Origin of the sequence: Mesorhizobium sp. B1-1-7, assembly GCF_006442705.1 — a bacterium.
GTDB lineage: Bacteria > Pseudomonadota > Alphaproteobacteria > Rhizobiales > Rhizobiaceae > Mesorhizobium > Mesorhizobium opportunistum.
Genome location: NZ_VFWQ01000010.1, coordinates 17,501 through 41,687, shown reverse-complemented (window position 1 = coordinate 41,687; position 24,187 = coordinate 17,501). Strand labels below are relative to the sequence as shown.

The following is a 24,187-nucleotide window of genomic DNA, read 5'->3' as shown; positions in this document are numbered from 1 at the left end:
TGGTATAGCCGGTACGGAGAACCAACCACGTGGCCGATCCGAGGTCCAAGATCAAGTCCATCGAGATCGGAAGCCTGGCCCGATCGGCCCTCGGCTGGCCGGCGCGTATCCTGTTTCCGCCGGTTTGCGCCGGCTGCCGCCGGCATGTCTCGCAGCCCGGCGTGCTGTGCGGCGCCTGCTGGCCGAAGCTGCGGCTTCTGGAACGGCCCTGGTGTCCGGTGATGGGCACGCCGTTCACGCACCATATGGGCGAGGGCTTTCTGTCGGCCGAGGCGATCGCCGATCCGCCACCCTTCGACCGGGCGCGGGCGGCCGTTGCCTATTCCGGCGTTGCCCGCCAGATGGTGCAGGGGCTGAAATATCAGGATCGCACCGACCTCGCGCCATGGATGGCGCGCTGGATGGTGCGCGCCGGCGCCGATCTCATCGCCGAGGCCGATGTGGTGGTGCCGGTGCCGCTGCATTGGCGGCGTTTCTTCAGGCGGCGGTTCAACCAGTCGGCGGAACTGGCGCGCGCGGTTTGCGAGCTCAGCGGCCTGTCTTTCGCACCTTCGGCGATGCGGCGTGTCAAGCTCACCCGGCAGCAGGTCGGGCTGGAGCGGCAGGAACGCGAGGACAATGTGCGCGCCGCTTTCCGGGTGCCGGCGGAAGCCGAGATCGAGATTGCCGGCCGCAGGGTGCTTCTGGTCGACGATGTCTACACCACCGGCGCCACCGTGCGTTCCGCCACCAAGGCGCTGAAAAAGGGAGGTGCTGCCGCAGTCGACGTGTTGACGTTTGCCCGTGTATTGCCGGGGGACTTTCGGGCGGACGAGTCCGCGACTATATAAGTCGGCAATGGACGTATGAGCTTGGAAGAGACTACGGAATTCGTCATGGCCGATGTTACGATCTATACGCGCATGATGTGCGGCTACTGCACGGCAGCCAAGCGGCTGCTGGAACGCAAGGGTGTCGCCTATACCGAGCATGACGCCTCGTTTTCGCCGGAACTCCGGCAAGAGATGATTTCGCGTGCTCGCGGTCGCACGACCTTTCCGCAGATTTTCATCGGCGATACGCATGTCGGCGGCTGCGACGACCTCCATGAACTGGAGGCCGAAGGCCGGCTGGACAGGCTGCTCGCCAACGGCGCGACGATTTGAGGGTGTGACGATGGGTGTTTTCAAGGCTGCTGCGATCCAGATGCGTTCAGGCGAGAGCCCCGAGCGCAATGCGGTCGATGTCGAACGGCTGGTGCGCGAGGCCGCGGCGCAAGGCGCGACCTACATCCAGACACCGGAAATGACCGGAGCGCTGATCCGGGACAAGGAAGCGCGTGCCGCTTCCTTCACCTCCGAAGACAAGGACATCGTTGTCGCGACCGCTCGCAGACTGGCGCGCGAACTCGGCGTTTTCCTGCATATAGGCTCGACCGCGATCCTGCGTGCCGACGGCAAGCTCGCCAACCGGGCGCTGCTGTTCGGACCCGACGGCGCCACGCTCGCCACCTACGACAAGATCCACATGTTCGACGTCGATCTCGACAATGGCGAGAGCTGGCGCGAATCCGCCGCCTACGAACCGGGCACCGAGGCCGTCGTAACCGAGATCGCGGGCGCCAGGCTTGGCTTCGCGGTCTGCTATGATCTGCGTTTCCCGCAACTGTTCCGCGCCGAGGCGATGGCCGGCGCGGATGTTTTGACCGTACCCGCCGCCTTCACCCGCCAGACGGGCGAGGCGCACTGGCATGTGCTGCTGAGAGCCCGCGCCATCGAAAATGGCGCCTATATCGTTGCCGCCGCGCAAGGCGGCCTGCATGAGGATGGCCGCGAGACTTTTGGCCATTCGCTGATCGTCGATCCGTGGGGCCGCATCATCGCCGAAGCCGCGCATGACGAGCCCGGCGTGATCGTCGCCGAGATTGACCCGGCGCAGTCGCTCGCCGCGCGCAAGAAGATCCCCAACCTGAAAAATGCGCGGGATTTCGCCGTCAATGCCGGTTCAGCGGAGGCGCCGCTTCTCAGGGGTGCTGCCTCTTGATCCGCTTTTCCCTGATCTGCGAGAACGAGCACGAGTTCGAGGGCTGGTTTCGCAGCAATGACGATTTCGACACCCAGAAGAAGCGCGGCTTTGTCGATTGCCCGAGCTGCGGCTCGCACAAGGTGCAGAAGGCCTTGATGGCGCCCGCCGTTTCCACGGCCCGCAAGCAGGAAACCATAGCGCTCGCCATGGGCGAGGCGCAGAAGCAGGCGTTGGCGCAGTTGAAGGCGATGGCCGAGAAGGTGCGCGAGAATGCCGACTATGTCGGCGACAAGTTCGCCGAGGAAGCCCGCAAGATCCACTTCGGCGAAACCGATCCGCGCGGCATCTATGGCGAGGCGACGCTGGACGAGGCCAAGAGCCTCGCCGAGGACGGTGTCGACTTCATGCCGATCCCGGTGTTCCCGGACGACCGCAACTGAGCGGTTAGCCTATACTGCCGATCAATTTCCCAAGCAGGCGCGAGAGTGTTTCCCGTTCGGCCTGGGTCAGGCCCGCGAGGATCTCGTGTTCGTTGGCGACGTGCGCGGTGACAGCCTCGTCGATGAGCGCAAGGCCCTTTTCGGTCAACCGCACCACAATGCCGCGCCGGTCGTTGGGGTGCGGTCCGCGCGAGATCAATCCGGATGTCTCCAGCCGGTCGAGCCGGTTGGTCATGGCCCCCGACGTCACCATCGTCGCTTCGTAGAGCGCGGTCGGCGTCAGCGCGTAGGGTGATCCGGAGCGGCGCAGCGTCGCCAGCACATCGAACTCCCCGGACTGCAAACCGTAACGGGCAAACAATGGCGCGAGGCGATCGCGGGCGATCAGGGACGATGCCTCGTTCAGCCGTCCGAGCACGCCCATCGGCGAGACATCCAGGTCCGGCCGCTCCCGTTTCCACTGCTCGATCGCTCGCGCTGCCCTGTCCACTGTCTCACCGTTATGTATCTTGACGTTAAGAATCTTTGCATTATCTTACCGCAAGATTCAATGCCGGCCAAGGCCGCATGACAGGGCTCGATCAAATGAAATTTCTCTGGGATTCGGCGCTCGGCCTGCTCATCGTCACCGGTGGCTTGCTCGGCCTGACGCTGCCTTTCGGCAAGCTTGCAACGGCGGCCGGGGTGCCGGCCATGGTCTGGGCCTTCGTCATCTCGTTCGGGGCCGGCGGCGTGCTGCTGTGCGTGCTCTTGGCACGCGGCCAGCGCATCCGGCTCAGCGCCCACAAACTGCGCTATTTCTTCGTCACCGCGGCGGTATCCTACGCCGTCCCCAATCTCTTGATGTTCTCGGCCATACCGCATCTGGGGGCCGGCTACACCGGCATCATGTTCACGGTGTCGCCCGTCATCACGCTGGTGTTTTCGATCCTGCTGCGCGTCCGGCGCCCCAACCTTCTCGGCATCATCGGCATCGCCGTCGGCTTCGTCGGTGCCGTCATGGTGGCGGTGACACGCGGCGAGGCCGGCCAGCCCGCCGATCTGTTCTGGGTGGTGATGGGCCTGCTGATCCCGGTCAGCCTTGCCGCCGGCAACATCTACCGCACCATCGACTGGCCGCAGGATACAGGGCCGATCGAACTGGCCGTCGGCAGCCATCTGGCAGCGGCGACGCTGCTGCTCGCCGGCATACTTGTGTTGTTCGGCGTCAGGGCTTTCGCACCGCTCGGCGGCGTGCCGCTGGTCGTCGTCGGGCAGGTTGCGTCGGCGTCGGCGATGTTCGCCTTCTTCTTCCGGCTGCAGGCGGTCGGCGGCCCGGTCTATCTCAGCCAGATCGGCTATGTGGCGGCCGCCGTCGGGCTGTTTGCGGGCACGATTTTTCTTGGCGAGCACTATCGGCTGCTGACCTGGGCCGGTGCGGTCATCATCACCATTGGCGTCGTCATCACCACCAGGGCGCAGGGCCAGAAGGCGTAGCGATTCTGGATCTAGTCGGCGCCTCCGCCGCCGGGCTCCGGCCTTGGATGTCGGTCATTTCTCCAGGGAGTGTGGTTGGTCAGACCGATCCTTTTTCGGCCAGCACCATGTAGTTGACGTCCATGTCCTTCGACCGTGACCAGCGATCGGCAAGCGGATTGTAGGTGACGCCGGTGCGATCGATGACGGTCAGGCCGGCGCCGCCGAGTGCCTTTTCCAGCTCTTCCGGGCGCACCAGCTTGCCGAACTGGTGGGTGCCGCGCGGCAGCCAGCGCAGAACATATTCGGCGCCGATGATGGCGAGACCCAGCGCCTTCAGCGTGCGGTTGATGGTGGCCACGAACATGATGCCGCCGGGGCGGACCATCTGCCCGCATTTGGCGACGAACAGGTCGATGTCGGCGACATGCTCGACCACTTCCATGTTGAGGATGACGTCGAATGTCTCGCCGGCGTCGGCAAGGTCCTCGGCGGTCGTGGCGCGATAGTCGACGCTCACATTGGCCTCGGCCGCGTGCAGCTTCGCCACTTCGATGTTGGTCGCCGAAGCGTCGGCGCCCACCACCTCGGCGCCAAGCCGGGCCATCGGCTCGCACAGGAGGCCGCCGCCGCAGCCGATATCGAGGATGCGCAGGCCTTCGAAAGGCCGCGCCGCGCGCGGGTCACGGCCGAAGCGCACCGCTATCTGGTCGCGGATGTAGGAAAGCCGGACCGGATTGAATTTGTGCAACGGACGAAACTTGCCGTTCGGGTTCCACCACTCCGCGGCAAGGGCGGAAAAGCGTTCCACCTCTCCGGCATCGATCGTCGATCGTCGCGGCTCGGGCATCGGTTGGTCTCCTCGGCACTGCAGCGCCGCATGTCCCTGGACGCGCAAAGGACGCTTTAGCACTTTGAATCTGCGCATGACCCCGAAATCGATCTCGATTTCGGGGCCATGCGCTAGGAAGTCGGGCGTGAGGCCGCGAATGTCAAGGCAGCATTTTTCCTCCACTGGCAGAGCAGCCCGCCCTGTCAGGACCCGCCCTGTCAGGCCTAGCCCTATCAGTCCCCGCCTTGTCAGGACATGTCACCTGCCGGGCATTTGGGCGAAACGCAATCGGCCTGGCGGGCGAAGAGAGGATAGGCTTTGAATAGAGGAGACGACGATGACACGGAAGATGGCTTCGATCCTTTGGCGCCGGCTGGATGTGGAAGGACACGACGCTTGCCTGCTTTCGCGCACCGACGACGGGTTCCGTCTCAAGGGACAGGCCATTTTCGTCCAGGACAGCACGCCATGCTGCCTTGCCTATGAGGCGATTTGCGATGCCGGCTGGCGCACGCGTTCAGCACGGGTCGAGGGCGTTCTCGGCGTGCGGAGCCTGCACTATGAGATCGAACGCGATTCCGACGGTCGGTGGATGCTGAACGGCGAACCGCAGCACGCTGCTACCGGCCTCGTCGATATCGATCTCGGTTTCACGCCGGCGTCGAACCTGGTGGCGATCCGCCGGTTCGCTCTCGGCATCGGCGAGGCGACGCCCGCTCCGGCTGCCTACCTGACCTTCCCTGCGCTGGAACTGGTACGCCTCGAACAGAGCTACCGTCGCCTTGACGAGACCCGCTATGCCTACGCGGCGCCGATGTTCGGTTACGAGGAGGTCCTCGATGTTTCGCCGCTTGGCTTCGTCGTCGACTATCCTGGCTTATGGACAGGCGTGGCTGTCTCGGACTGAGGCGGGAGGTCGCGGCCTAAAAGCGCGTTCGTTCTCCCCAACCCGGATCGCTTGGGGCGACGTGCACTATTTCGTGTCCAGCACCTCGCGCAGCTTCGCGGCCAGTTGCTCGATGGTGAACGGCTTGGCCAAGAAGTTCACGTCATGGTCGAGCACGCCGTTGTGGACGACGGCATTCCTGGTGAAACCAGTGGTGAAGATGACTTTCAGGCCGGGTTGGCGCGCCACCGCCTCCTCAGCGAGCTTGCGGCCGTTCATCACCGGCATGACGATGTCGGTGAAGAGAAGGGCAATGCCAGGTGTGGCGGCCAGCTTCTCAAGCGCCTCCTGACCGCTTCCAACGTCGATGACCTCATAGCCGAGTTCGCGCATGGCGTCCGTCGTGGCCGCCCGCACTTGGGCATCGTCCTCGACGACGAGGATCGTTTCGGTCACCTCGGCGGTGCTCTTGCCGCGCTCGGTGGGAGCTGCCGGCTCCTCCGGTCCGAGAAAACGGGGCAGGTAGATCCTGACCGTCGTGCCCTGGTCCCGTTCGGAGTAGATCTTGACGTGGCCCCCCGATTGTTTGACGAAGCCGAACACTTGGCTCAGCCCAAGTCCCGTGCCCTTGTTGACCGGCTTGGTCGTGAAAAAAGGCTCGAATGCCCTCGCCATCACATCCGCCGACATGCCCTCGCCGGTATCGCTGACGGCGATCATCACATACTGGCCGGGGATCACGTCGGCATGGGTGGCGGCGTAACCGTCGTCGAGATGGCTGTTGGCGGTCTCGATGGTCAGCTTGCCGTCCTCGCTCATCGCGTCGCGGGCATTGACGGCCAGATTGAGGATCGCGTTCTCGATCTGGCTTGGATCCGCATGGGTTTTCCACAGGCCGCCCGCCAGCACCGTTTCGATGACGATGCCTTCGCCCAGAGCACGACGCAGAAGGTCCGACATGCCGGTCACCAGCCTGTTGGCGTCGACGATTTGAGGTGCCAGCGGCTGCTGGCGCGAGAAGGCAAGCAGACGCGAGGTCAGCTTGGCGGCGCGGCTGGCCGCGTCAGTCGCGGCCTCGATGAGCTTTTCCAAGTCGTGCTCGCCGCGCTTCAGCTTGCGCTGGGCAAGGTTCATGGCACTGATGATCACCGCCAGCATGTTGTTGAAATCGTGAGCGATACCGCCTGTCAGTTGGCCGATCGCCTCCATCTTCTGCATCTGGCGTATCTGGGACTCGGCCTTTTCACGTGTCTGGATCTCGTTGCCGAGTTCGATGTTCTTGCGCATCAGCTCTTCCTGGCCGATGACAACGTCGCGGAAGCGGCGGCGGGATTCGCGGACGGTGTAGACGCCGAGCACGAAGATCGCCAGAAGGGCCGCCAGCGAACCGATGCGCAGCCAGGCTTCAACCCGGTCCGTTTGTTCGTCGCGTGCGGCAATGTCGGCGGCGCTGATGCGGCGGATCGTATCCATGCTGGCGCGGATTTCGTCCATGGCGGCCTTGCCCTGGCCGCTGCGGACCAGTTGCAGCGCGGCGGCGGCATCGCCCTTGTCATAGAGGGCAATCGTCCGGGCCTGTTCAGCCTGCTTTTGCGAAAGCGCGTCCTTGATATGATTGATCTGCTGGACGATTTGGTCGTCCGAAGCCGTCATGGCGTCGATGCGGGAGAGCTGTCCCGGAATGGCATCGACGGCCTTCCGGTAAGGTTCGAGATAGGATTTCTCACCGGTCAAGAGATAGCCGCGCTGGCCGCTCTCGGCGTCCTGCGCCATTGAAAGCAACCCCGACAGCAACTCTTGATACTCGATTGTCTCGCGAGCGGCGGCGCGATTGGCTCGTTGGTTTTCGACGAGTACGGCACGGGTGCCGACGATCATCGCCAATACAGCGAAGCCGGTGACGAGTGGTACCGACTGCCATCGCATGGCACGCCGAAGACGGGCAATCATCTATTTTGCCGAACCAAAAGGAATTTCTCGTGGGCAATATTTGGTAAGCGGCGCAAGCTTGGAAGGCAATATGCCGCCTTCTTGAACGCGGCGATCAGCCGCCAGCCTGTCGCCAGTCTTGCGAAACCGTCATCATTTGGTTAAGGAGGCCGCGCATTCAGCGGCCGGCGTCAGCCGGGCGCTTTCTCCCGCTTTCGGCTCCCAGGCCGGCTTCAGTCAAAGGCATTTCGCTTCCATGGCGCGTATCGTGATGAAATTCGGCGGAACCTCCGTCGCCGACATCGCCCGTATCCGCAATGTGGCGCGTCACGTCAAACGCGAGGTCGATGCCGGCCATGAGGTGGCTGTCGTGGTCTCGGCGATGGCCGGCAAGACCAATGAATTGGTGCAGTGGACGCGCGAAGCCTCGCCGATGCATGACGCACGCGAATATGACGCGGTCGTCGCCTCGGGTGAGCAGGTCACTGCGGGCCTGCTGGCGATCACCTTGCAGAACATGGGCGTGCATGCGCGCTCCTGGCAGGGCTGGCAGATCCCGATCAAGACCGACAATGCGCATGGCGCGGCGCGTATCCTCGACATCGACGGGGCCTTCCTGGTCAAGCGCTTCGGCGAAGGCCAGGTGGCGGTGATCGCCGGATTCCAGGGCATTGGGCCCGACAATCGCATCGCCACGCTCGGCCGTGGCGGCTCCGACACCAGTGCGGTGGCCATCGCTGCAGCGGTCAAGGCCGACCGCTGCGACATCTACACCGACGTCGACGGGGTTTACACCACCGATCCGCGCATCGAGCCGAAGGCGCGGCGGCTGGCCAAGATTTCGTTCGAGGAAATGCTTGAAATGGCTTCGCTCGGCGCCAAGGTTCTGCAGGTGCGTTCGGTCGAGCTTGCCATGGTGCACAGGGTGCGTACCTTCGTGCGGTCGTCCTTCGACGATCCCGATGCGCCCGGAATGGGGGATTTGCTCAATCCTCCGGGAACGCTCATTTGCGACGAGGAAGAGATCGTGGAACAGCAGGTCGTCACCGGAATTGCCTACGCCAAGGACGAGGCCCAGATTTCGCTGCGCCGCGTCGGCGATCGGCCAGGCGTCGCCGCCGGCATCTTCGGGCCGCTGGCCGAGGCCAACATCAATGTCGACATGATCGTCCAGAACATCTCCGAGGACGGCAAGTTCACCGACATGACCTTTACCGTGCCGTCGGGCGATCTCGACAAGGCGCTTGCCGTGCTCGACCGGCTGAAAGCCGAGGTCGGCTACGACGTCGTGCAGTCTGAAGCCGGCATGTCGAAAGTTTCGGTCATCGGCATCGGCATGAGAAGCCATGCCGGCGTCGCCGCCACCGCGTTCAAGGCGCTGGCCGACCGTTCGATCAATATCCGCGCGATCACCACCTCCGAGATCAAGATTTCGATACTGATCGACGGTCCATACACTGAACTCGCGGTTCGTACTTTGCATTCCGTCTACGGTCTCGATAAGCAGTAGCAAGACTGAATCAGTTGTTGCGTGAGTGCCGGCCGCGGCGGAAACTGCGCCGGCAAGAAGCCCATTGGAGAACAAGCCGCGATGCGTGATCAGGCCAGTGGCCCGCGCGTTTTGCTCAAACGGCTCCGCGAGCTCATGCAGGAGCCGCTGGAGCCGCAGGAGCGGCTCGACCGGATCGTGCGCGACATCGCCTCCAACATGGTCGCCGAAGTGTGCTCGCTCTATGTGCTGCGCGCCGACTCGGTGCTCGAACTCTACGCCACCGAAGGCCTGAACCCGAACGCCGTCCACCTGGCGCAGCTCAGGCTGGGACAAGGCCTGGTCGGCACGATCGCGGCGAGCGCGCGGCCGCTCAACCTGTCCAACGCGCAGGAACACCCGGCCTTCGCCTACCTGCCGGAGACCGGCGAGGAGATATACAATTCCTTCCTCGGCGTGCCGGTGCTGCGGGCAGGGCGCACGCTGGGTGTCCTGGTCGTCCAGAACAAGACCATGCGCCACTACCGCGACGACGAGGTCGAGGCGCTGGAAACCACTGCGATGGTCATCGCCGAGATGATCGCCACCGGCGATCTGGCGCGGCTGACCCGGCCTGGCCTCGAACTCGATTTGCGCCGCCCGGTCAGCTTCACCGGCCTGTCGTTCAACGATGGCGTCGGACTTGGCCACGTCGTGCTGCACGAGCCGCGGATCGTCGTCACCAATCTGTTCAACGAAGACAGCGAGGAGGAGGTGCGGCGGCTCGAAGCCTCGCTCGGGTCGCTGCGGTTGTCGATCGACGACATGCTGGAACGCCGCGACGTCGCCTTCGAGGGCGAGCATCGCCAGGTGCTGGAAGCCTACCGCATGTTCGCCAATGACCGCGGCTGGGTGCGCCGGCTGGAAGAGGCGATCCGCAACGGCCTGACGGCCGAGGCAGCGGTCGAAAAGGTGCAGAGCGACATGCGTGCGCGCATGCTGCACATGACCGATCCCTATCTGCGCGAGCGGATGAGCGATTTCGACGACCTCGCCAACCGGCTGCTGCGCCAGCTTATGGGGCGCGGGCCGGAGGATGTCGCCGCCTCGCTGCCGAAGGATGCCATCATCGTCGCCCGTTCGATGGGCGCGGCCGAGCTGCTCGACTATCCCCGCGACAAATTGCGCGGCCTGGTGCTCGAGGATGGCGCGGCCACCAGCCATGTCGTCATCGTCGCGCGCGCCATGGGCATTCCGGTCGCCGGCCAGATGAAGGGCGCCGTCTCCATGGCGGAAAACGGCGATGCCATCATCGTCGACGGCGAGGAAGGCGCGATCCATCTGCGGCCGCAGTCCGATCTCGAAGCCGCCTATGCCGAAAAGGTGCGTTTCAGGGCGCGCCGGCAAGAGGTCTATCGCGAGCTGCGCAAGAAGCCGTCGACGACCAAGGACGGCGTCCAGGTCGATCTCTTGATGAATGCCGGGCTGGCGGTCGACCTGCCGCAACTGGCCGAGGCCGGCGCGGCCGGCATCGGCCTGTTCCGCACCGAATTGCAGTTCATGGTCGCCTCGACCTTTCCCCGTGCCGAGGCCCAGGAGAAACTTTACCGCGACGTGCTCGAGGCGGCACGCGGCAAGCCAGTCACCTTCCGCACCATCGATATCGGCGGCGACAAGGTCCTGCCCTACTTCAAGGGCGCCATCCAGGAAGAGAACCCAGCGCTCGGCTGGCGAGCGATCCGCCTGACGCTCGACCGTCCCGGACTGTTGCGCACCCAGATCCGCGCCCTGCTGAAGGCCAGCGGCGGGCGCGAGCTCAAGCTGATGCTGCCGATGGTGACCGAGCTCGGCGAGATCGCCCAGGCGCGCGAGATCATCGACCGCGAGGTGCGGCATCTGTCGCGCTTCGCTCATCATCTGCCGACCAGCCTCAAGCTTGGCGCCATGCTGGAAGTGCCCTCGCTGCTGTTCCAGCTCGACGAATTGATGAAGGCCGTCGACTTCGTATCGGTCGGGTCGAACGACCTGTTCCAGTTCGTCATGGCGGTCGACCGCGGCAACACGCAGCTGGCCAACCGCTTCGACACGCTGTCGGCGCCGTTCCTGCGCGTGCTCAAGCAGATCGCCGATGCCGGTATACGCAATCACACGCCAGTGACGCTGTGCGGCGAACTCGCCGGAAAACCCATTTCAGCAATGGCGCTGATCGGCCTCGGTTTCCGTTCGATCTCGATGTCGCCGGCCTCGATCGGCCCGGTCAAGGCGATGCTGACGGAGCTGCCGCTGGAGGAATTGAAGGCGTTCTTCGACGACAATCTGATGGCGCCGGCGCAGGGGTTGCCCATGCGGGCGCTGCTGCAAGCCTTTGCCGACGACCGCTCGATCCCGTTGTAGCTGCCTCATCATGGTCAACCTGCCACGCGATCGTATGGATCAAGTCGTCAAGCGTTTCGAGATGCTCGAAGCGCAGATGTCGGCCGGGCCGGCGCCGGATGCCTATGTGAAGATGGCATCGGAATATGCAGAGCTGCAGGAGATGGTGGCCAAGGTTCGGGCGCTGCGCTCGGCCGAGCATGAGCAGGCCGATCTCGAGGCGATGCTCGCCGACAAGGGCACCGATGCCGAGATGCGGGCGCTGGCCGAGGCGGACCTGCCTGGTGTCGAGGAGCGCATCGAGGCACTGCAGAAGGATATCCAACTCCTACTACTGCCCAGGGACGCAGCCGACGACAAGAACGCCATCCTCGAAATCCGTGCCGGCACCGGCGGCGATGAGGCCGCCCTCTTCGCCGGCGACCTGTTTCGCATGTACGAGCGCTATGCCGCCGAACATGGCTGGCGTTTCGAGACGGTGTCGGCCAGCGACGGCGATGCCGGCGGCTTCAAGGAAATCATCGCCACCATTTCCGGCAGGGGCGTCTTTGCCCATCTGAAATTCGAATCCGGCGTGCATCGCGTGCAGCGCGTGCCGGCGACCGAGGCCAGCGGCCGCATCCACACGTCCGCCGCCACCGTCGCCGTGCTGCCGGAAGCCGAAGAGGTCGATATCGACATCCGCTCCGAAGATATCCGCATCGACACGATGCGGGCCTCGGGCTCCGGCGGCCAGCACGTCAACACCACCGATTCGGCGGTCCGCATCACCCATTTGCCGACCGGCATCATGGTGGTGCAGGCGGAAAAGTCGCAGCATCAGAATCGGGCGAAGGCCATGCAGATCCTGCGCGCCCGGCTCTACGACATGGAGCGCAGCAAGGCGGACGAGGAACGCTCGGAGGCACGCAAGTCGCAGGTCGGCTCCGGCGACCGTTCGGAGCGCATCCGCACCTACAATTTCCCGCAGGGCCGCGTCACCGACCATCGCATCAACCTGACGCTCTACAAGCTCGACCGGGTGATGATGGGCGAGCTCGACGAAGTCATCGACGCGCTGATCGCCGATCACCAGTCGAAGCTGCTCGCCGATATCGGCCTTGATGGCTGACAGCCTGCCAGAGGCGCTGGGGCCGCTGTTGCGGGAAGCGCGGGCTCGGCTCGTGGCCGCAGCTGTCGATGATCCGATGCTCGATGCCAGGCTGATCGTCGAACACTTTTCCGGTACCACGCGCACCCAAGCGATTGCCGATCCGGAGTTCAAGGTTCACGGGCGCGCCATCGAGACGATCGACGCCGCCCTGAGACGACGGGCCGGTGGCGAACCGGTGCATCGCATCCTCGGCTATCGGGAATTCTACGGTTTACGGCTGTCGCTGTCGCCGGAAACGCTGGAGCCGCGGCCGGACACCGAAACGCTGGTCGAGGCGATCTTGCCCTTCGTCAAGGCAATCGCGGCGCGCGAGGGCGCATGCCGCATCCTCGATCTCGGCACAGGGACGGGCGCCATCGCCCTGGCGTTGCTCAGCGCCGAGCCGGCCGCGACCGCCACCGGCGTCGATATCGCCCCCGGTGCGCTGGCGACGGCGACCGGCAATGCCGGGCAACTCGGGCTCGGCGGCCGGTTCACGGCGCTGCAGTCGGACTGGTTCGAAAAAGTTTCAGGCCGATACCATGTAATTGCCGCAAACCCTCCCTATATACCTTCCCAAGACATAGGAAATCTGCAGGACGAAGTCCGCGATTTCGACCCGCGCGTGGCTCTTGATGGCGGCGTGGGTGGGCTGAACCCCTACAGGATCATCGCCGCCGAGGCGGCAAGGTTTCTGGAAGCCGAAAGCAGGGTTGCGGTCGAGATCGGCCACACGCAGCAGGACGAAGTTACGGATATATTCAGGTCTGTAGGTTATGGACTGGTCGGTGCTTTCCGCGACCTTGGTGGAAACGACAGGGTTCTTGTCTTTCAACGGGGAAAGCCTTGACGCAGTGCGAAAAAAGCGCTTGGCAATGCCGGGGAATGCGGCTAGGGTCGCCTTAACCGGATGAGACGAAGCAGGCAGTGCTCTTAGCGATTCGGTTCCCTTGGAAATAGCTGCCTTCTTGCGCAAACGACGCCCAAGCTTCGTGCGGGAATCGTCCGGCAAGTGATGTAACCGGAACAGGATGGCACGTGGCGCCAACGCAATTGATGCGGGCGAACGCCGGTGAAGAAACCGAACGGCTGGCTGCATGAGCGCCACCGTTCGTTACGAGTTTTCAAAAATTTCAAAATGAAGAGAGTCGAATGAGGCCACAACAGCAGAACAGGCGCATGCGCGGTCGCAACAACAATGGCGGCGGCGGCGGCAATAACAATAACAACAACAACAACCGCAAGGGGCCGAATCCCCTGACGCGCAATTACGAGAGCAACGGTCCGGACGTAAAGATTCGTGGATCGGCTCAGCAGATCGCCGAAAAATACGCCACCCTGGCACGTGACGCGCAAAGCTCCGGCGACCGGGTCATGGCGGAGAACTATCTCCAGCACGCAGAACATTACAATCGCATCATTGCCGCCGCCCAGGCGCAGATGCCGATCCAGAACGTCCAGCAGAATCGCGACGATTTCGATGATGACGGCGACGAGGATCGCGACGAGTTCGACAATGCCGGGTCCGGCAATGGGGCAGGAAACGGCGGCAACGTTGGTTCCGAACCGCAAGTTCCGGTGATCAACCATGGCGCCGGGCCGCAGCCGGTGATCGAAGGCATGCCAGCCGAGGTGGCGCTGAACCGGGAAAGCGGCCGCGATAATCGTGATGGCGGCCGTGACAATAGCGGGCGTAACAATGGCGGCCGCGACAATGGCGGACGCCACCGTGATCGCCGCCCCAATGGCGGCTATGGCCAGAACGGCCAGCGCGATTATGCTTCCGCAGAGCAAGGCGGCCAGCAGCAGCGCAACGAGGCCCCGGTCCAGGCGGAAGAAGCCACGTCGCCGGCCGAGAGCGTTGCGGCAGCCGAGCCAGCTCCATCATTCGAGAATTTTTCGCCCGCCGGTCTGGCGGCCCAGGCCGAACTCAATGAGGCAGCCGCCGAGAGCGGTGCCGCCCGCCGCCCGCGGCGTCCGCGCCGTCCTCGCACCAATGCCGACCAGGTCGACGCCGGTGGCGGCAACGCCGATACGGGTGAGATGACCACGGCCCCCGCCGACAGCGGCAATGCCGAGCCGGCCACCACCGATATCGACAACTGATCGGACAGTATTTCAAGACGTTGAACGGCGGAGAGAAATCTCCGCCGTTTTCGTTTGGGCTGACGTGGAATATTATGCATTGACCGATATCAAGGCGTCTTGAGACGGCATGGCCTATGCACCATATCTCGGCTGAACTGGATCCGGCTCGAATGGGCGGGTCCGTCACCGTAATCTGATCCGGTGCCGCAAAGCGGGCTGGTGATGGAAGGAGACAGATATGAACCTTGAGAAATATTCCGAGCGCGTGCGCGGCTTCATCCAGTCCGCGCAGACCATGGCGCTCTCGCGCAATCACCAGCAATTCACCCCCGAACATATCCTGAAAGTCCTCGTCGACGACGACGAAGGCCTGGCCGCGTCGCTGATCGAGCGCGCCGGCAGCAATGTCCGCGACGTCAAGCTCGGCGTCGAGACGGCGCTCGAGGCGATGCCCAAGGTGGAAGGCGGCAACGGTCAGCTCTATCTGGCGCAGCCTCTGGCCAAGGTGTTCTCGACCGCCGAGGAACTGGCCAAGAAGGCCGGTGACAGCTTCGTCACCGTCGAGCGGCTGCTGCAGGCGCTCACCATGGAGAAATCGGCCAAGACCGCAGACATCCTGGCCAAGGCCGGCGTCACCGCGCAGGCGCTGAACCAGGTCATCAACGATGTCCGCAAGGGCCGCACCGCCGATTCGGCGAGTGCCGAACAGGGCTATGACGCGCTGAAGAAATACGCGCGCGACCTGACGGCGGATGCCCGCGCCGGCAAGCTGGACCCGGTGATTGGTCGTGACGACGAGATCCGCCGCACCATCCAGGTGCTGTCGCGCCGCACCAAGAACAACCCGGTGCTGATCGGCGAGCCGGGCGTCGGCAAGACCGCGATCGCCGAAGGCCTGGCGCTGCGCATCGTCAATGGCGACGTGCCGGAATCGCTGAAGGATAAGCAGTTGATGGCGCTCGATATGGGCGCGCTGATTGCCGGCGCCAAGTATCGCGGCGAGTTCGAGGAGCGGCTGAAGGCCGTGCTTTCGGAAGTCACCTCGGCCAACGGCAACATCATCCTGTTCATCGACGAGATGCACACGCTGGTCGGCGCCGGCAAGGCGGACGGCGCCATGGATGCGTCGAACCTTCTGAAGCCGGCGCTGGCGCGCGGCGAACTGCACTGCGTCGGCGCGACCACGCTCGATGAATATCGCAAGCATGTCGAGAAGGATCCAGCCCTTGCCCGCCGCTTCCAGCCGGTCTTCGTAGACGAGCCGACGGTGGAGGACACCGTCTCGATCCTGCGCGGCCTGAAGGAGAAGTACGAGCAGCACCACAAGGTGCGCATCTCGGACTCGGCGCTGGTGGCGGCGGCGACGCTGTCCAACCGCTATATCGCCGACCGTTTCCTGCCCGACAAGGCGATCGACCTCGTCGATGAAGCCGCGTCGCGGCTCAGGATGCAGGTCGATTCGAAGCCCGAGGCGCTGGACGAGATAGATCGCCGCATCATGCAGCTCAAGATCGAGCGCGAGGCACTGAAGGTCGAGACGGACGATGCCTCGAAAGACCGGCTCGCTCGCCTGGAAAAGGAACTGGTCGGCCTCGAGGAGGAATCGACCGAGATCACCGCCAAGTGGCAGGCCGAGAAGCAGAAGCTTGGCCTCGCCGCCGACCTGAAGAAGCAGCTCGACGAGGCACGCAACGATCTGGCCATTGCCCAGCGCAAGGGTGAATTCCAGCGCGCCGGCGAGCTCGCCTATGGCAAGATCCCGGAGCTGGAAAAGAAGCTGAAGGAGGCCGAAGCCCAGGACGGCAAGGTGGGGATGGTCGAAGAGGTGGTCACCCCCGACCACGTTGCCCATATCGTCTCGCGCTGGACCGGCATTCCAGTCGACAAGATGCTGCAGGGCGAGCGCGACAAGCTGTTGCGCATGGAAGACGAGATCGGCAAGCGTGTCGTCGGCCAGGGCGAGGCGGTGCAGGCTGTTTCGAAAGCCGTGCGCCGGGCCCGCGCCGGCCTGCAGGATCCGAACCGGCCGATCGGCTCGTTCATCTTCCTCGGGCCGACGGGTGTCGGCAAGACCGAACTGACCAAGGCGCTGGCAAGCTTCCTGTTCGACGACGACAGCGCCATGGTGCGCATCGACATGTCGGAGTTCATGGAAAAGCACTCGGTCGCCCGGTTGATCGGCGCGCCTCCCGGCTATGTCGGCTATGAGGAGGGCGGTGCGCTGACCGAAGCCGTGCGGCGCCGGCCCTATCAGGTCGTGCTGTTCGACGAGATCGAGAAGGCGCATCCGGATGTCTTCAACGTCTTGCTGCAGGTTCTCGATGACGGCCGCCTGACCGATGGCCAGGGTCGTACCGTCGATTTCCGCAACACGCTGATCATCATGACGTCGAACCTCGGCGCCGAATATCTCGTCAATCTCGGCGAGGACCAGGATGTCGACGCGGTACGCGACGAGGTGATGGGCGTCGTCAGGGCATCGTTCCGGCCGGAGTTCCTCAATCGCGTCGACGAGGTGATCCTGTTCCACCGGTTGCGCCGCAAGGACATGGATCGCATCGTCGAAATCCAGCTCAAGCGGCTGGAGAGCCTGCTTGTCGATCGCAAGATCACGCTGGCGCTGGATCACGAGGCAATCGAATGGCTGGCGGCCAAGGGTTACGACCCGGCCTATGGTGCGCGGCCGTTGAAGCGGGTGATGCAGAAGGACCTGCAGGATCCGCTGGCGGAGAAGATCCTGCTCGGCGAGATCCTCGATGGTTCGACCGTCAAGGTGACGGCCGGATCCGACCGGTTGAATTTCCGCTCGAAGCCGACGATTGTCGCGGCCGAGGCGGCGGCCTGATCCAATGCCGCGCATCCGGTCGGATGCGCGGCATTTTCTTATAGGCATTCTACAAACAGCGAGGCCCGGATGACGCTGGACGACTACAACAGCTTCTGCGCCTCGCTGCCGGCTACAAACCATGTCGTCCAGTGGGGCGGCGCCCATGTCTGGAAGGTCGGGACCAAGGTCTTCGCAATCGGCGGCTGGGACGACGGAAAGCAACTCTTCGTCACCTTCAAATGCTCCGACATTGCCTATGACGTGCTCAAGGAACAGCCTGGCTGTCGGCCCGCGCCCTATCTCGCATCGCGCGGCATGAAATGGATCCAGCGTCAGACAAGCCAGAGCGTGGATGATGCAGCGCTGAAGGACTATCTGCGCGAGAGCCATCGCCTGGTCGCCCTGAAGCTGACGAAGCAGGCGCGCAAGCAGCTGGGGCTTGGCGCAAGCTAGCTAATATCCAGCGAGAGACCGAAAAACCGCCATCTTCATGCCCGGTTCATGTTGGAATCATACGGTGGGTTAACTGGTTTGCTGGCGAAGGGGTTCGCTTACCGCATCGGCCCCGAAAATCGTTTCGATTTTCGGAAGGCACGATGTGGCATTCTAAAAGAATAATGCCGGGCGGCGGCAATTTACGGACCGGAGAGTTTGGCCACCATGTTCCGCACGATCTTTGCCCTTTCGGCGCTCGCCGCCGGGCTTGTGTCTTCCGGCGCGTTTGCCGCGCCGACGCAGGACGATGCACCAAGGGTTGCCCGTGCCGCCGATCCAGGCGGCATCCTTGTCGCGCAGGACGGCAATCTCGATATCTACTACGACGCCAGGGGCAATCGCGTCATCGTCGATGCCGATACCGGCAAGGTCGTCGCCATCCAGCCACCGCAGACACGGCTCGACCGGCGCGCGCTGCGCCGCGAGATGCGGCTGCGCGAGCTGGGCCGCGGCCCCGCCGACGATGACCGCTATTATCTCGACGATCCGGAAGACATGGCACGCTTCCGCCGCAAGCAGTTGGAAGAGGAAGGCCGGGTCATCCCGCCGCCAGCGGACGAATATGACGGCGGCAATTCGGTGGAAGCCTATCCGCCGGCACCACAGGACGACGGCAGCTACGACAACAATTACCCCGACGCACCGCAGCCGGCAAAGCCGCACACCATCAAGCGCCAGCCGCTCGATGAAGCGTCGATAGATCCTCTCCAGCCGGCAGCGCCCGAGGATCAGGACGCGCCCGCCGATCAGGCGGCGCTGCCGCCGAAGGCTGACGGCAACACAGCGGTCGACCCATCGCTGTCGCTGGGAGCGCGCCAGGATGTCGCCGCCCTGCAGGTGCTGCTCGACCGCGGCGGTGCTTCGCCTGGCGTCATCGACGGGCGCTTCGGCTCGAACGTCGACAAGGCGCTCGCCGCATACAACGAGATCAGCGGCAGCAATTTGAAGTCGACCGATGCGGTCGGCATCCAGGCCGCTCTTGCGCAATCGGGCGGCGACGCCTTTGCCAACTACACGATCACGCCAGAGGATGCGGCCGGCCCCTACGTCGCATCGATCCCGGAAGACTACAGCCAGAAGGCGCAGCTCGACCGCATGGGCTACACGTCGGTGCCCGAAGCGCTGGCGGAGCGTTTCCACATGGATGAGAACTATCTGAAGTCGATCAACAAGGGTCTCGACTTCAATCGCCCCGGGACGATCATCAAGGTTGCCAATTTCGGCAAGCTGGTCTCGACGCCGGTCGCGCGCATCGTCGCCGACAAGGGCAAGAAGGAAGTCTACGCCTACGATGCGGGCGGCAAGCTGGTCGCAGCCTATCCCGCAACCATCGGCTCGGCCGACACGCCGTCGCCCACCGGCATCCACACGGTGTCGCGCATCGCGCTCGATCCGAACTACACCTACAATCCCAACATCAATTTCAAGCAGGGCCAGAACGACAAGATCCTGACCATCCCACCTGGGCCCAACGGTCCGGTTGGTTCGGTGTGGATCGCGCTGGACAAGCCGACCTACGGCATCCATGGCACGCCGGAGCCGTCGAAGATCGGCAAGACCGAAAGCCATGGCTGCGTGCGCCTGACCAACTGGGACGCGCGCGAGCTCGCCAAGCTGGTGTCGCCAGGCGTCACCGTGGAGTTCGTCGGCGGACCTTCAGCCGATGACTTTGCGCAGCAATGAGCCGCGCAGCGCGGCGGCATAGATCAGCTGCACCACCAGAATGAAGCCGACGCTGAGCAGTGGGGTGACCAGGCAGAGTGCAGCGCCGATCGCCCATAGAATCTGTGCCTTGACGATGCGCAGATAGACCGTGCGTTTCGTTTGCGCGTCGACATCTTCGGCCACAAAACCGTTCTTCTCGGCGTAACGCCAGCTGGCGAACAGCGTGACGCCGAGCATCAGCAGATTGAGCCAATAGACAAGAACCGCGGTCCTGAATTCGAGGAAGTCGGCCAGAAGGTCGGTCGAGAACGGCAGCAGGGCGATGAAGGCGAGAAAGCAGAGGTTCAGCGTGGCGAGCCGCCGGTCGGATTTGGCGATCAGCCCATGTTGCGCCTGCTGGCCGAACCAGAAGATGGTCAGCGTCAGGAAACTCAAGGCGTAGGTCAGGAAGCGTGGCGCCAGTGCCGCGATGGCGGCAAGCAGATCATGCTCGGAATGAACAGCCTCATGCGCCGGCACCCTGATCTCGAGCACGATCAGAGTCAGCGCGATGGCGAACACGCCGTCGGTGATCCCGACGATGCGGCCACGTCCCTCCGCCGATGCCTCAAGTGGGCGCTTCATCGATTTCTCCCCGCCTGTTGCTCGCGCTGGAACCTAGCATGACTGCGACCGTTTGCATCCGGATAGGGCGTCATCCTGGCCAACTGGCTGGTTTCAAGGACAGCAAGGTGCTGGCCGGTTGTTGCAAACACAATGGCGGTCTAAGCAGGGTTCCATGCATTCACCAAGCAAAGCAGCCGCCGTCCCGCTGACCAGCCCGGCCACCAACGGAACCTTCTGTCCGCAATCGCAGCGGCGGTACGTGTTGATCGCAGCGATCCTTGCTTCGGCGCTCGGCTTCATCGATGGCTCGATCCTGGCCATCGCCATGCCGGCGATCCGCGTCGATCTCGGCGCCAGCCTCGCCGAGGCGCAGTGGATTTCCAACGCCTATGCGCTGACGCTGTCGGCGCTGATCCTTGCCGGGGGTGCCGCCGGCGACCGGTTCGGGCTGCGCCGCGCCTTCGTGGCCGGCATTGCGCTTTTCGTCGCCACATCGCTCGCCTGTGCGCTGGCGCCGAACGCTGTCGTGCTGATCGCGTTTCGCGCCCTCCAGGGCATCGGTGCCGCGATCATGGTGCCCGGCAGCCTCGCCATCATCGCCAAGGCCTACCCGAAAAAGGAGCGCGGCCGAGCGATCGGCATCTGGGCGGCGGCCTCGGCCTTGACCACCGCGCTTGGTCCCGTGCTCGGCGGCCTGGTGCTTTCTGCTTTCGGCGACGGCATCTGGCGGGCGATCTTCGCCGTCAACCTGCCGCTCGGCCTGATCTCGATCTATCTGCTGCTCGTCAAGATCCCGGCCGATGCACCGACGGAGAAGCGCAGCCTCGATCTTGGTGGCGGCGCGCTCGCGACATTGGCCTTCGGCGCGCTCGCTTATGGACTGACATCGATGAGCTCCAGCGGCGAGGGCCATATGGCTGGGCCCAGCATTGCCGCCGGTGCCGTGCTGCTGATCGTCTTCATCCTGTTCGAGCAGCGGCAGCGCGAGCCGATGATCGACCTCAGCCTGTTTCGCATCGGCGCTTTCGCCGGCGCCAATGTGGCGACCTTCTTCCTCTATTTCGCGCTGTCGGCCAATCTTTTCTACCTACCCATGTTGCTGATCGCCGGCTGGCGGTTGAGCACGGCCGAAGTCGGCTTCATCTTCCTGCCGCTGTCGGCATCGATCGCGCTTCTGTCGGGACCGGTCGGCCAATTGTCGGACCGGATCGGACCGCGTTTCCCGATCGCCTGCGGCAGCCTGATCGTGGCGGTCGCCTTCGCCGGGCTTGCCTTGCTCGCCCATGCCGGCTTCCATCAATTCTGGGCGGGAATATTTCCGCTGATGGCGCTGATGGGGCTTGGCATGGCGCTGGTCGTCTCACCTTTGTCGACCGCGATCATGACAGCGGTGGAAGACAAGGATACGGGCGCCGCCTCCGGCATCAACAATGCCGTCTCGCGCATCGGCGGCCTGATCGCCGTGGCGGCGATGGGGTCGCTGGCCGCCTGGGCCTACGCCAACGCGCTGGACGGGAGTGCAGCGCCCGGCGTGCCTGGCTTCGGCGAACCGGCGCCGCCAGGACTTGCGCCGGCACTCGATGCGGCAAGGCTCGCGGCCAGCGATGCGGCGTTTGCCGCCGTCTCCTTGGTGACGGCGCTGCTATGCCTGCTTTCGGCAGTGATTGCCTGGATGACCATTTCCGGGGAGCCATTGCCCTGGTCGCGGCAAGCCAAAACGTCGCCGCAAGCCAAAACCCGGCAGGACTGAAACGGGAAGGCTCAGCCTTCGATCTTGGCGCTGGCGACCTTCAGCGAATTGCCGTCTTCCTGCTTCAGGAGATCGTCGATGCGCTCGCGCTCGCGCTTGAAGGCGACGAGATCGTCGCCTTTCAGCACCTTGCCGACCGGCAGTCGGACGCGCATCGAATCAACCTTGGTGCCATTGACGATCAGTTCGTAGTGGAGGTGTGGACCGGTGGAGAGGCCGGTCTGACCGAGGTAGCCGATGACCTGGCCTTGCCGGACACGAACGCCAGGCGCGATGCCTTTGGCGAAGGCGCTCTGGTGATTATAAGAGGTTTCGTACCCGTTGGCATGGCGCAGTATGATCTGCTTGCCATAGCCACCGGCCCAGCCCGCTTTCTCGACCACGCCGTTGCCGGCGGCAATGATCGGCGATCCGATGGGAGCTGCCCAATCGGTGCCTGTGTGCATGCGGACATAGCCCAGAATAGGATGCTTGCGTGCACCAAAGCCGGAGGTGAACCTGCCGTTGGGCAGTGGGTTGCGCAGCAGAAACTGCTCGGCGCTCGATCCATCCTGGTCGAAATAATCGGTGCTGCCGTCTTGCATCTGGAAGCGATAGAAGTTGCGCGTCGTGCCGCCAAATGTCGCCGAGACATAGAGGAGCTCCGAATCGTCGGAAGTCTGGTCGTCCCCGTCTGGCTGCGAGAACAGCACTTCGAGGCGATCCGACGGATTGAGTCGCGACTGGAAGTCGACGCCAGACGCCAGCAGCTTGATCAGCCGCTGGGTCATCTTCTTTGACATGCCGTAGGAATAAGCGGTGCGGTAGATGCCGTCATAGACATTGGGCAGATTGCCACGCACCACCACTGGCGCCGACGAATCGTCGAACGCAGTCAACAATTCGGGATTCGGATCCGGCTCCTGCGCAGGCACATACTGGCCGCGGTCGTCGAGCGCGATGGTGACGATATGCGTGGTCTTGTCGTAGACGCTGGTGCGCACGACCTTGGCGGCATCGCCACGAACCTCGAGACCGACACGCAGCACCGTTCCCGCCTTGAGTGCCGGGGCGTTCAAGAGCTTGGCGATTGCTTCGGCCATGCCGGTGGCGTCTTCGCCGGTATAGCCCGAATCGGCGAAGGCCTCGGTAAGATCGGTATCCTTGGTGAAGGGGATGATTTCCTCGGCGAAAGCCGGCGCCTGGTCGTCGACATTGGCGCGCGGCGCCACCGAGACGTTTTCCGGCACGATCTTCACGTCATAGGAACCGGCCATGCTTTCGGCAAAGGCTTCGCCGAATCGCTGCGGGTCGACATAGTGGAGTGAAGCGACTTGCACGGCGCCGTCGCTGAGGTCGGTGCCGGCTTCGCGCACCACCTTTTCCACCTCATCGGCGGACAGATCGCTCTTTTCGTCGAAGGAAGCCGTCTCGATGGGGAAATCGACGGTTTTCAGGCTCATCTCGCTTTCGACCTTGGCGCCATAGATCTGGCCGGCTGCGGCTGACGCCGTCGCCGGCTGCGCCGATGTGTCGTCGCCGTCGTCGCCGAACACCTGCATCGGGTCGAAGGGCGGGTAGGCCCGGCTGGTGGTGTGGCCGGCGGCGAGCGCCATCTTGATCTGCACGAACGGCATGGTGTGGATAACATCGCGGTCGCCGACCTTGGTGACCATCGACACTTCCATCCGGCGGCGGTCCTTGGCCTTGGCGATCTGGCGCGGCGCCACCAGCCTGGTCGTCTTGGCCACCTCGCCGGAATCGCCATTGCTGGCCAGGCCGATCAGCTCGGCGATCTCGGGTGGCGTCGCCAGTTGCTGGCGTCCGTCAAGGGCGGCGAACAGCGCCACGCCCATCAACACACTCGAGGTCACGCCGGTCAGGAATGTTCCCGACAGCCAGCGCGCAGAAACCTCGCGCCGATCGGGCGGGCCGCTGCGACCGTCCGCGATAAGCGGCGGATCATTGCCGAGTTCGGCTATGACATTTTCCGTGTCTGGCATCCAGAAAGGCTGCTTCTTCCCCGGGGCGGAACGGCTTGTCGCTTTTGTTGTGGCCATGACATTTGCCTGTCATGGCAGGTTAAGTCAACGAAGCCTCAGGCCCCGGTCGAATTCCCCACGCACACTTCTCTCTATGGAGCGCTCTGCAAAGAGGACGGCGCGTCTCTTATGGAGCGCTCCGCAAAGAGGACGGCGCGCCTTCTCTATAAGGCTCATCGCCCGCTCGATTGCGAGGCTCTTGCGGCCTGTGCACGG

At 63.9% G+C, this 24,187-nt stretch carries 20 protein-coding genes; 15 read left to right on the top strand and 5 right to left on the bottom strand.

The window, feature by feature from the left end:
• The first annotated feature begins 29 nt into the window (after positions 1–29).
• The 4 genes from FJ978_RS18185 to FJ978_RS18170 are packed head-to-tail and all read left to right on the top strand — an operon-like array spanning position 30 to position 2,444.
• Positions 30–830 (top strand): ComF family protein, encoded by an 801-nt coding sequence (locus FJ978_RS18185; protein ID WP_140573168.1) that lies wholly within the window; start codon positions 30–32, stop codon positions 828–830.
• Between the two features lie 45 nt (positions 831–875).
• Positions 876–1,145, top strand: coding sequence for a glutaredoxin 3 (grxC, locus tag FJ978_RS18180; RefSeq protein WP_140573167.1), 270 nt, complete (start codon positions 876–878; stop codon positions 1,143–1,145).
• Positions 1,146–1,155: 10 nt separating this feature from the next.
• Positions 1,156–2,022 (top strand): carbon-nitrogen hydrolase family protein, encoded by an 867-nt coding sequence (locus tag FJ978_RS18175; protein WP_140573166.1) that lies wholly within the window; start codon positions 1,156–1,158, stop codon positions 2,020–2,022.
• The gene (locus tag FJ978_RS18170; RefSeq protein ID WP_023780274.1) at positions 2,019–2,444 is read left to right on the top strand and encodes a DUF1178 family protein; all 426 of its coding nucleotides are present in this window, start codon (positions 2,019–2,021) and stop codon (positions 2,442–2,444) included. Before FJ978_RS18175 ends, FJ978_RS18170 begins: the two co-directional genes overlap by 4 nt.
• Positions 2,445–2,448: 4 nt before the next feature.
• On the opposite strand, the gene FJ978_RS18165 is transcribed toward FJ978_RS18170, so the two are convergent.
• Entirely contained in the window at positions 2,449–2,934 is a 486-nt protein-coding gene (locus tag FJ978_RS18165; protein ID WP_140573165.1) for a MarR family transcriptional regulator, read from the bottom strand.
• Positions 2,935–3,029: 95 nt separating this feature from the next.
• Here FJ978_RS18165 and FJ978_RS18160 point away from each other — a divergent pair, with 95 nt between their 5' ends.
• Positions 3,030–3,920, top strand: a complete 891-nt coding sequence (locus FJ978_RS18160; protein ID WP_140573164.1) for a DMT family transporter — start codon at positions 3,030–3,032, stop codon at positions 3,918–3,920.
• A gap of 79 nt (positions 3,921–3,999) precedes the next feature.
• Here the strand turns inward: FJ978_RS18160 and ubiG are convergent, their stop codons facing one another.
• On the bottom strand, positions 4,000–4,749 hold the full coding sequence (ubiG, locus tag FJ978_RS18155; RefSeq protein ID WP_013892866.1) for a bifunctional 2-polyprenyl-6-hydroxyphenol methylase/3-demethylubiquinol 3-O-methyltransferase UbiG: 750 nt from the start codon (positions 4,747–4,749) through the stop codon (positions 4,000–4,002).
• A 319-nt stretch (positions 4,750–5,068) separates the two neighbouring features.
• Here ubiG and FJ978_RS18150 point away from each other — a divergent pair, with 319 nt between their 5' ends.
• Positions 5,069–5,638 carry a putative glycolipid-binding domain-containing protein gene (locus FJ978_RS18150; RefSeq protein ID WP_140573163.1) on the top strand — a complete coding sequence of 190 codons (570 nt, stop codon included), beginning with the start codon at positions 5,069–5,071 and terminating at the stop codon, positions 5,636–5,638.
• A 66-nt stretch (positions 5,639–5,704) separates the two neighbouring features.
• On the opposite strand, the gene FJ978_RS18145 is transcribed toward FJ978_RS18150, so the two are convergent.
• Positions 5,705–7,567 (bottom strand): CHASE3 domain-containing protein, encoded by a 1,863-nt coding sequence (locus FJ978_RS18145; protein ID WP_246678162.1) that lies wholly within the window; start codon positions 7,565–7,567, stop codon positions 5,705–5,707.
• A 235-nt stretch (positions 7,568–7,802) separates the two neighbouring features.
• Between FJ978_RS18145 and FJ978_RS18140 the strand changes: the two genes are divergently transcribed.
• The 8 genes from FJ978_RS18140 to FJ978_RS18105 all read left to right on the top strand — a co-directional run bounded on the left by FJ978_RS18140 (position 7,803) and on the right by FJ978_RS18105 (position 19,612).
• On the top strand, positions 7,803–9,056 hold the full coding sequence (locus tag FJ978_RS18140; protein WP_013892869.1) for an aspartate kinase: 1,254 nt from the start codon (positions 7,803–7,805) through the stop codon (positions 9,054–9,056).
• Between the two features lie 81 nt (positions 9,057–9,137).
• The gene (ptsP, locus tag FJ978_RS18135) at positions 9,138–11,408 is read left to right on the top strand and encodes a phosphoenolpyruvate--protein phosphotransferase (RefSeq protein WP_013892870.1); all 2,271 of its coding nucleotides are present in this window, start codon (positions 9,138–9,140) and stop codon (positions 11,406–11,408) included.
• 10 nt (positions 11,409–11,418) lie between these two features.
• The gene (prfA, locus tag FJ978_RS18130) at positions 11,419–12,498 is read left to right on the top strand and encodes a peptide chain release factor 1 (protein ID WP_140573162.1); all 1,080 of its coding nucleotides are present in this window, start codon (positions 11,419–11,421) and stop codon (positions 12,496–12,498) included.
• Positions 12,491–13,369 (top strand): peptide chain release factor N(5)-glutamine methyltransferase, encoded by an 879-nt coding sequence (gene prmC, locus FJ978_RS18125; protein WP_140573161.1) that lies wholly within the window; start codon positions 12,491–12,493, stop codon positions 13,367–13,369. Before prfA ends, prmC begins: the two co-directional genes overlap by 8 nt.
• Positions 13,370–13,671: 302 nt before the next feature.
• Positions 13,672–14,625 (top strand): DUF4167 domain-containing protein, encoded by a 954-nt coding sequence (locus tag FJ978_RS18120; protein WP_140573160.1) that lies wholly within the window; start codon positions 13,672–13,674, stop codon positions 14,623–14,625.
• Between the two features lie 220 nt (positions 14,626–14,845).
• Entirely contained in the window at positions 14,846–17,452 is a 2,607-nt protein-coding gene (gene clpB / locus FJ978_RS18115) for an ATP-dependent chaperone ClpB (protein WP_140573159.1), read from the top strand.
• Positions 17,453–17,521: 69 nt separating this feature from the next.
• Positions 17,522–17,887 (top strand): MmcQ/YjbR family DNA-binding protein, encoded by a 366-nt coding sequence (locus FJ978_RS18110; RefSeq protein ID WP_140573158.1) that lies wholly within the window; start codon positions 17,522–17,524, stop codon positions 17,885–17,887.
• Positions 17,888–18,094: 207 nt separating this feature from the next.
• Positions 18,095–19,612: a L,D-transpeptidase family protein gene (locus tag FJ978_RS18105; protein ID WP_140573157.1), complete on the top strand. Its 1,518-nt coding sequence runs from the start codon at positions 18,095–18,097 to the stop codon at positions 19,610–19,612.
• Here the strand turns inward: FJ978_RS18105 and FJ978_RS18100 are convergent.
• The gene (locus tag FJ978_RS18100) at positions 19,586–20,218 is read right to left on the bottom strand and encodes a TMEM175 family protein (RefSeq protein WP_140573156.1); all 633 of its coding nucleotides are present in this window, start codon (positions 20,216–20,218) and stop codon (positions 19,586–19,588) included. The two genes, FJ978_RS18105 and FJ978_RS18100, sit on opposite strands and share 27 nt — an antisense overlap.
• 154 nt (positions 20,219–20,372) lie before the next feature.
• Between FJ978_RS18100 and FJ978_RS18095 the strand changes: the two genes are divergently transcribed.
• Positions 20,373–21,950: an MFS transporter gene (locus FJ978_RS18095; RefSeq protein ID WP_140573155.1), complete on the top strand. Its 1,578-nt coding sequence runs from the start codon at positions 20,373–20,375 to the stop codon at positions 21,948–21,950.
• A gap of 11 nt (positions 21,951–21,961) precedes the next feature.
• On the opposite strand, the gene FJ978_RS18090 is transcribed toward FJ978_RS18095, so the two are convergent.
• Positions 21,962–23,932, bottom strand: coding sequence for a M23 family metallopeptidase (locus tag FJ978_RS18090; protein WP_140573154.1), 1,971 nt, complete (start codon positions 23,930–23,932; stop codon positions 21,962–21,964).
• Between the last annotated feature and the right edge of the window lie 255 nt (positions 23,933–24,187).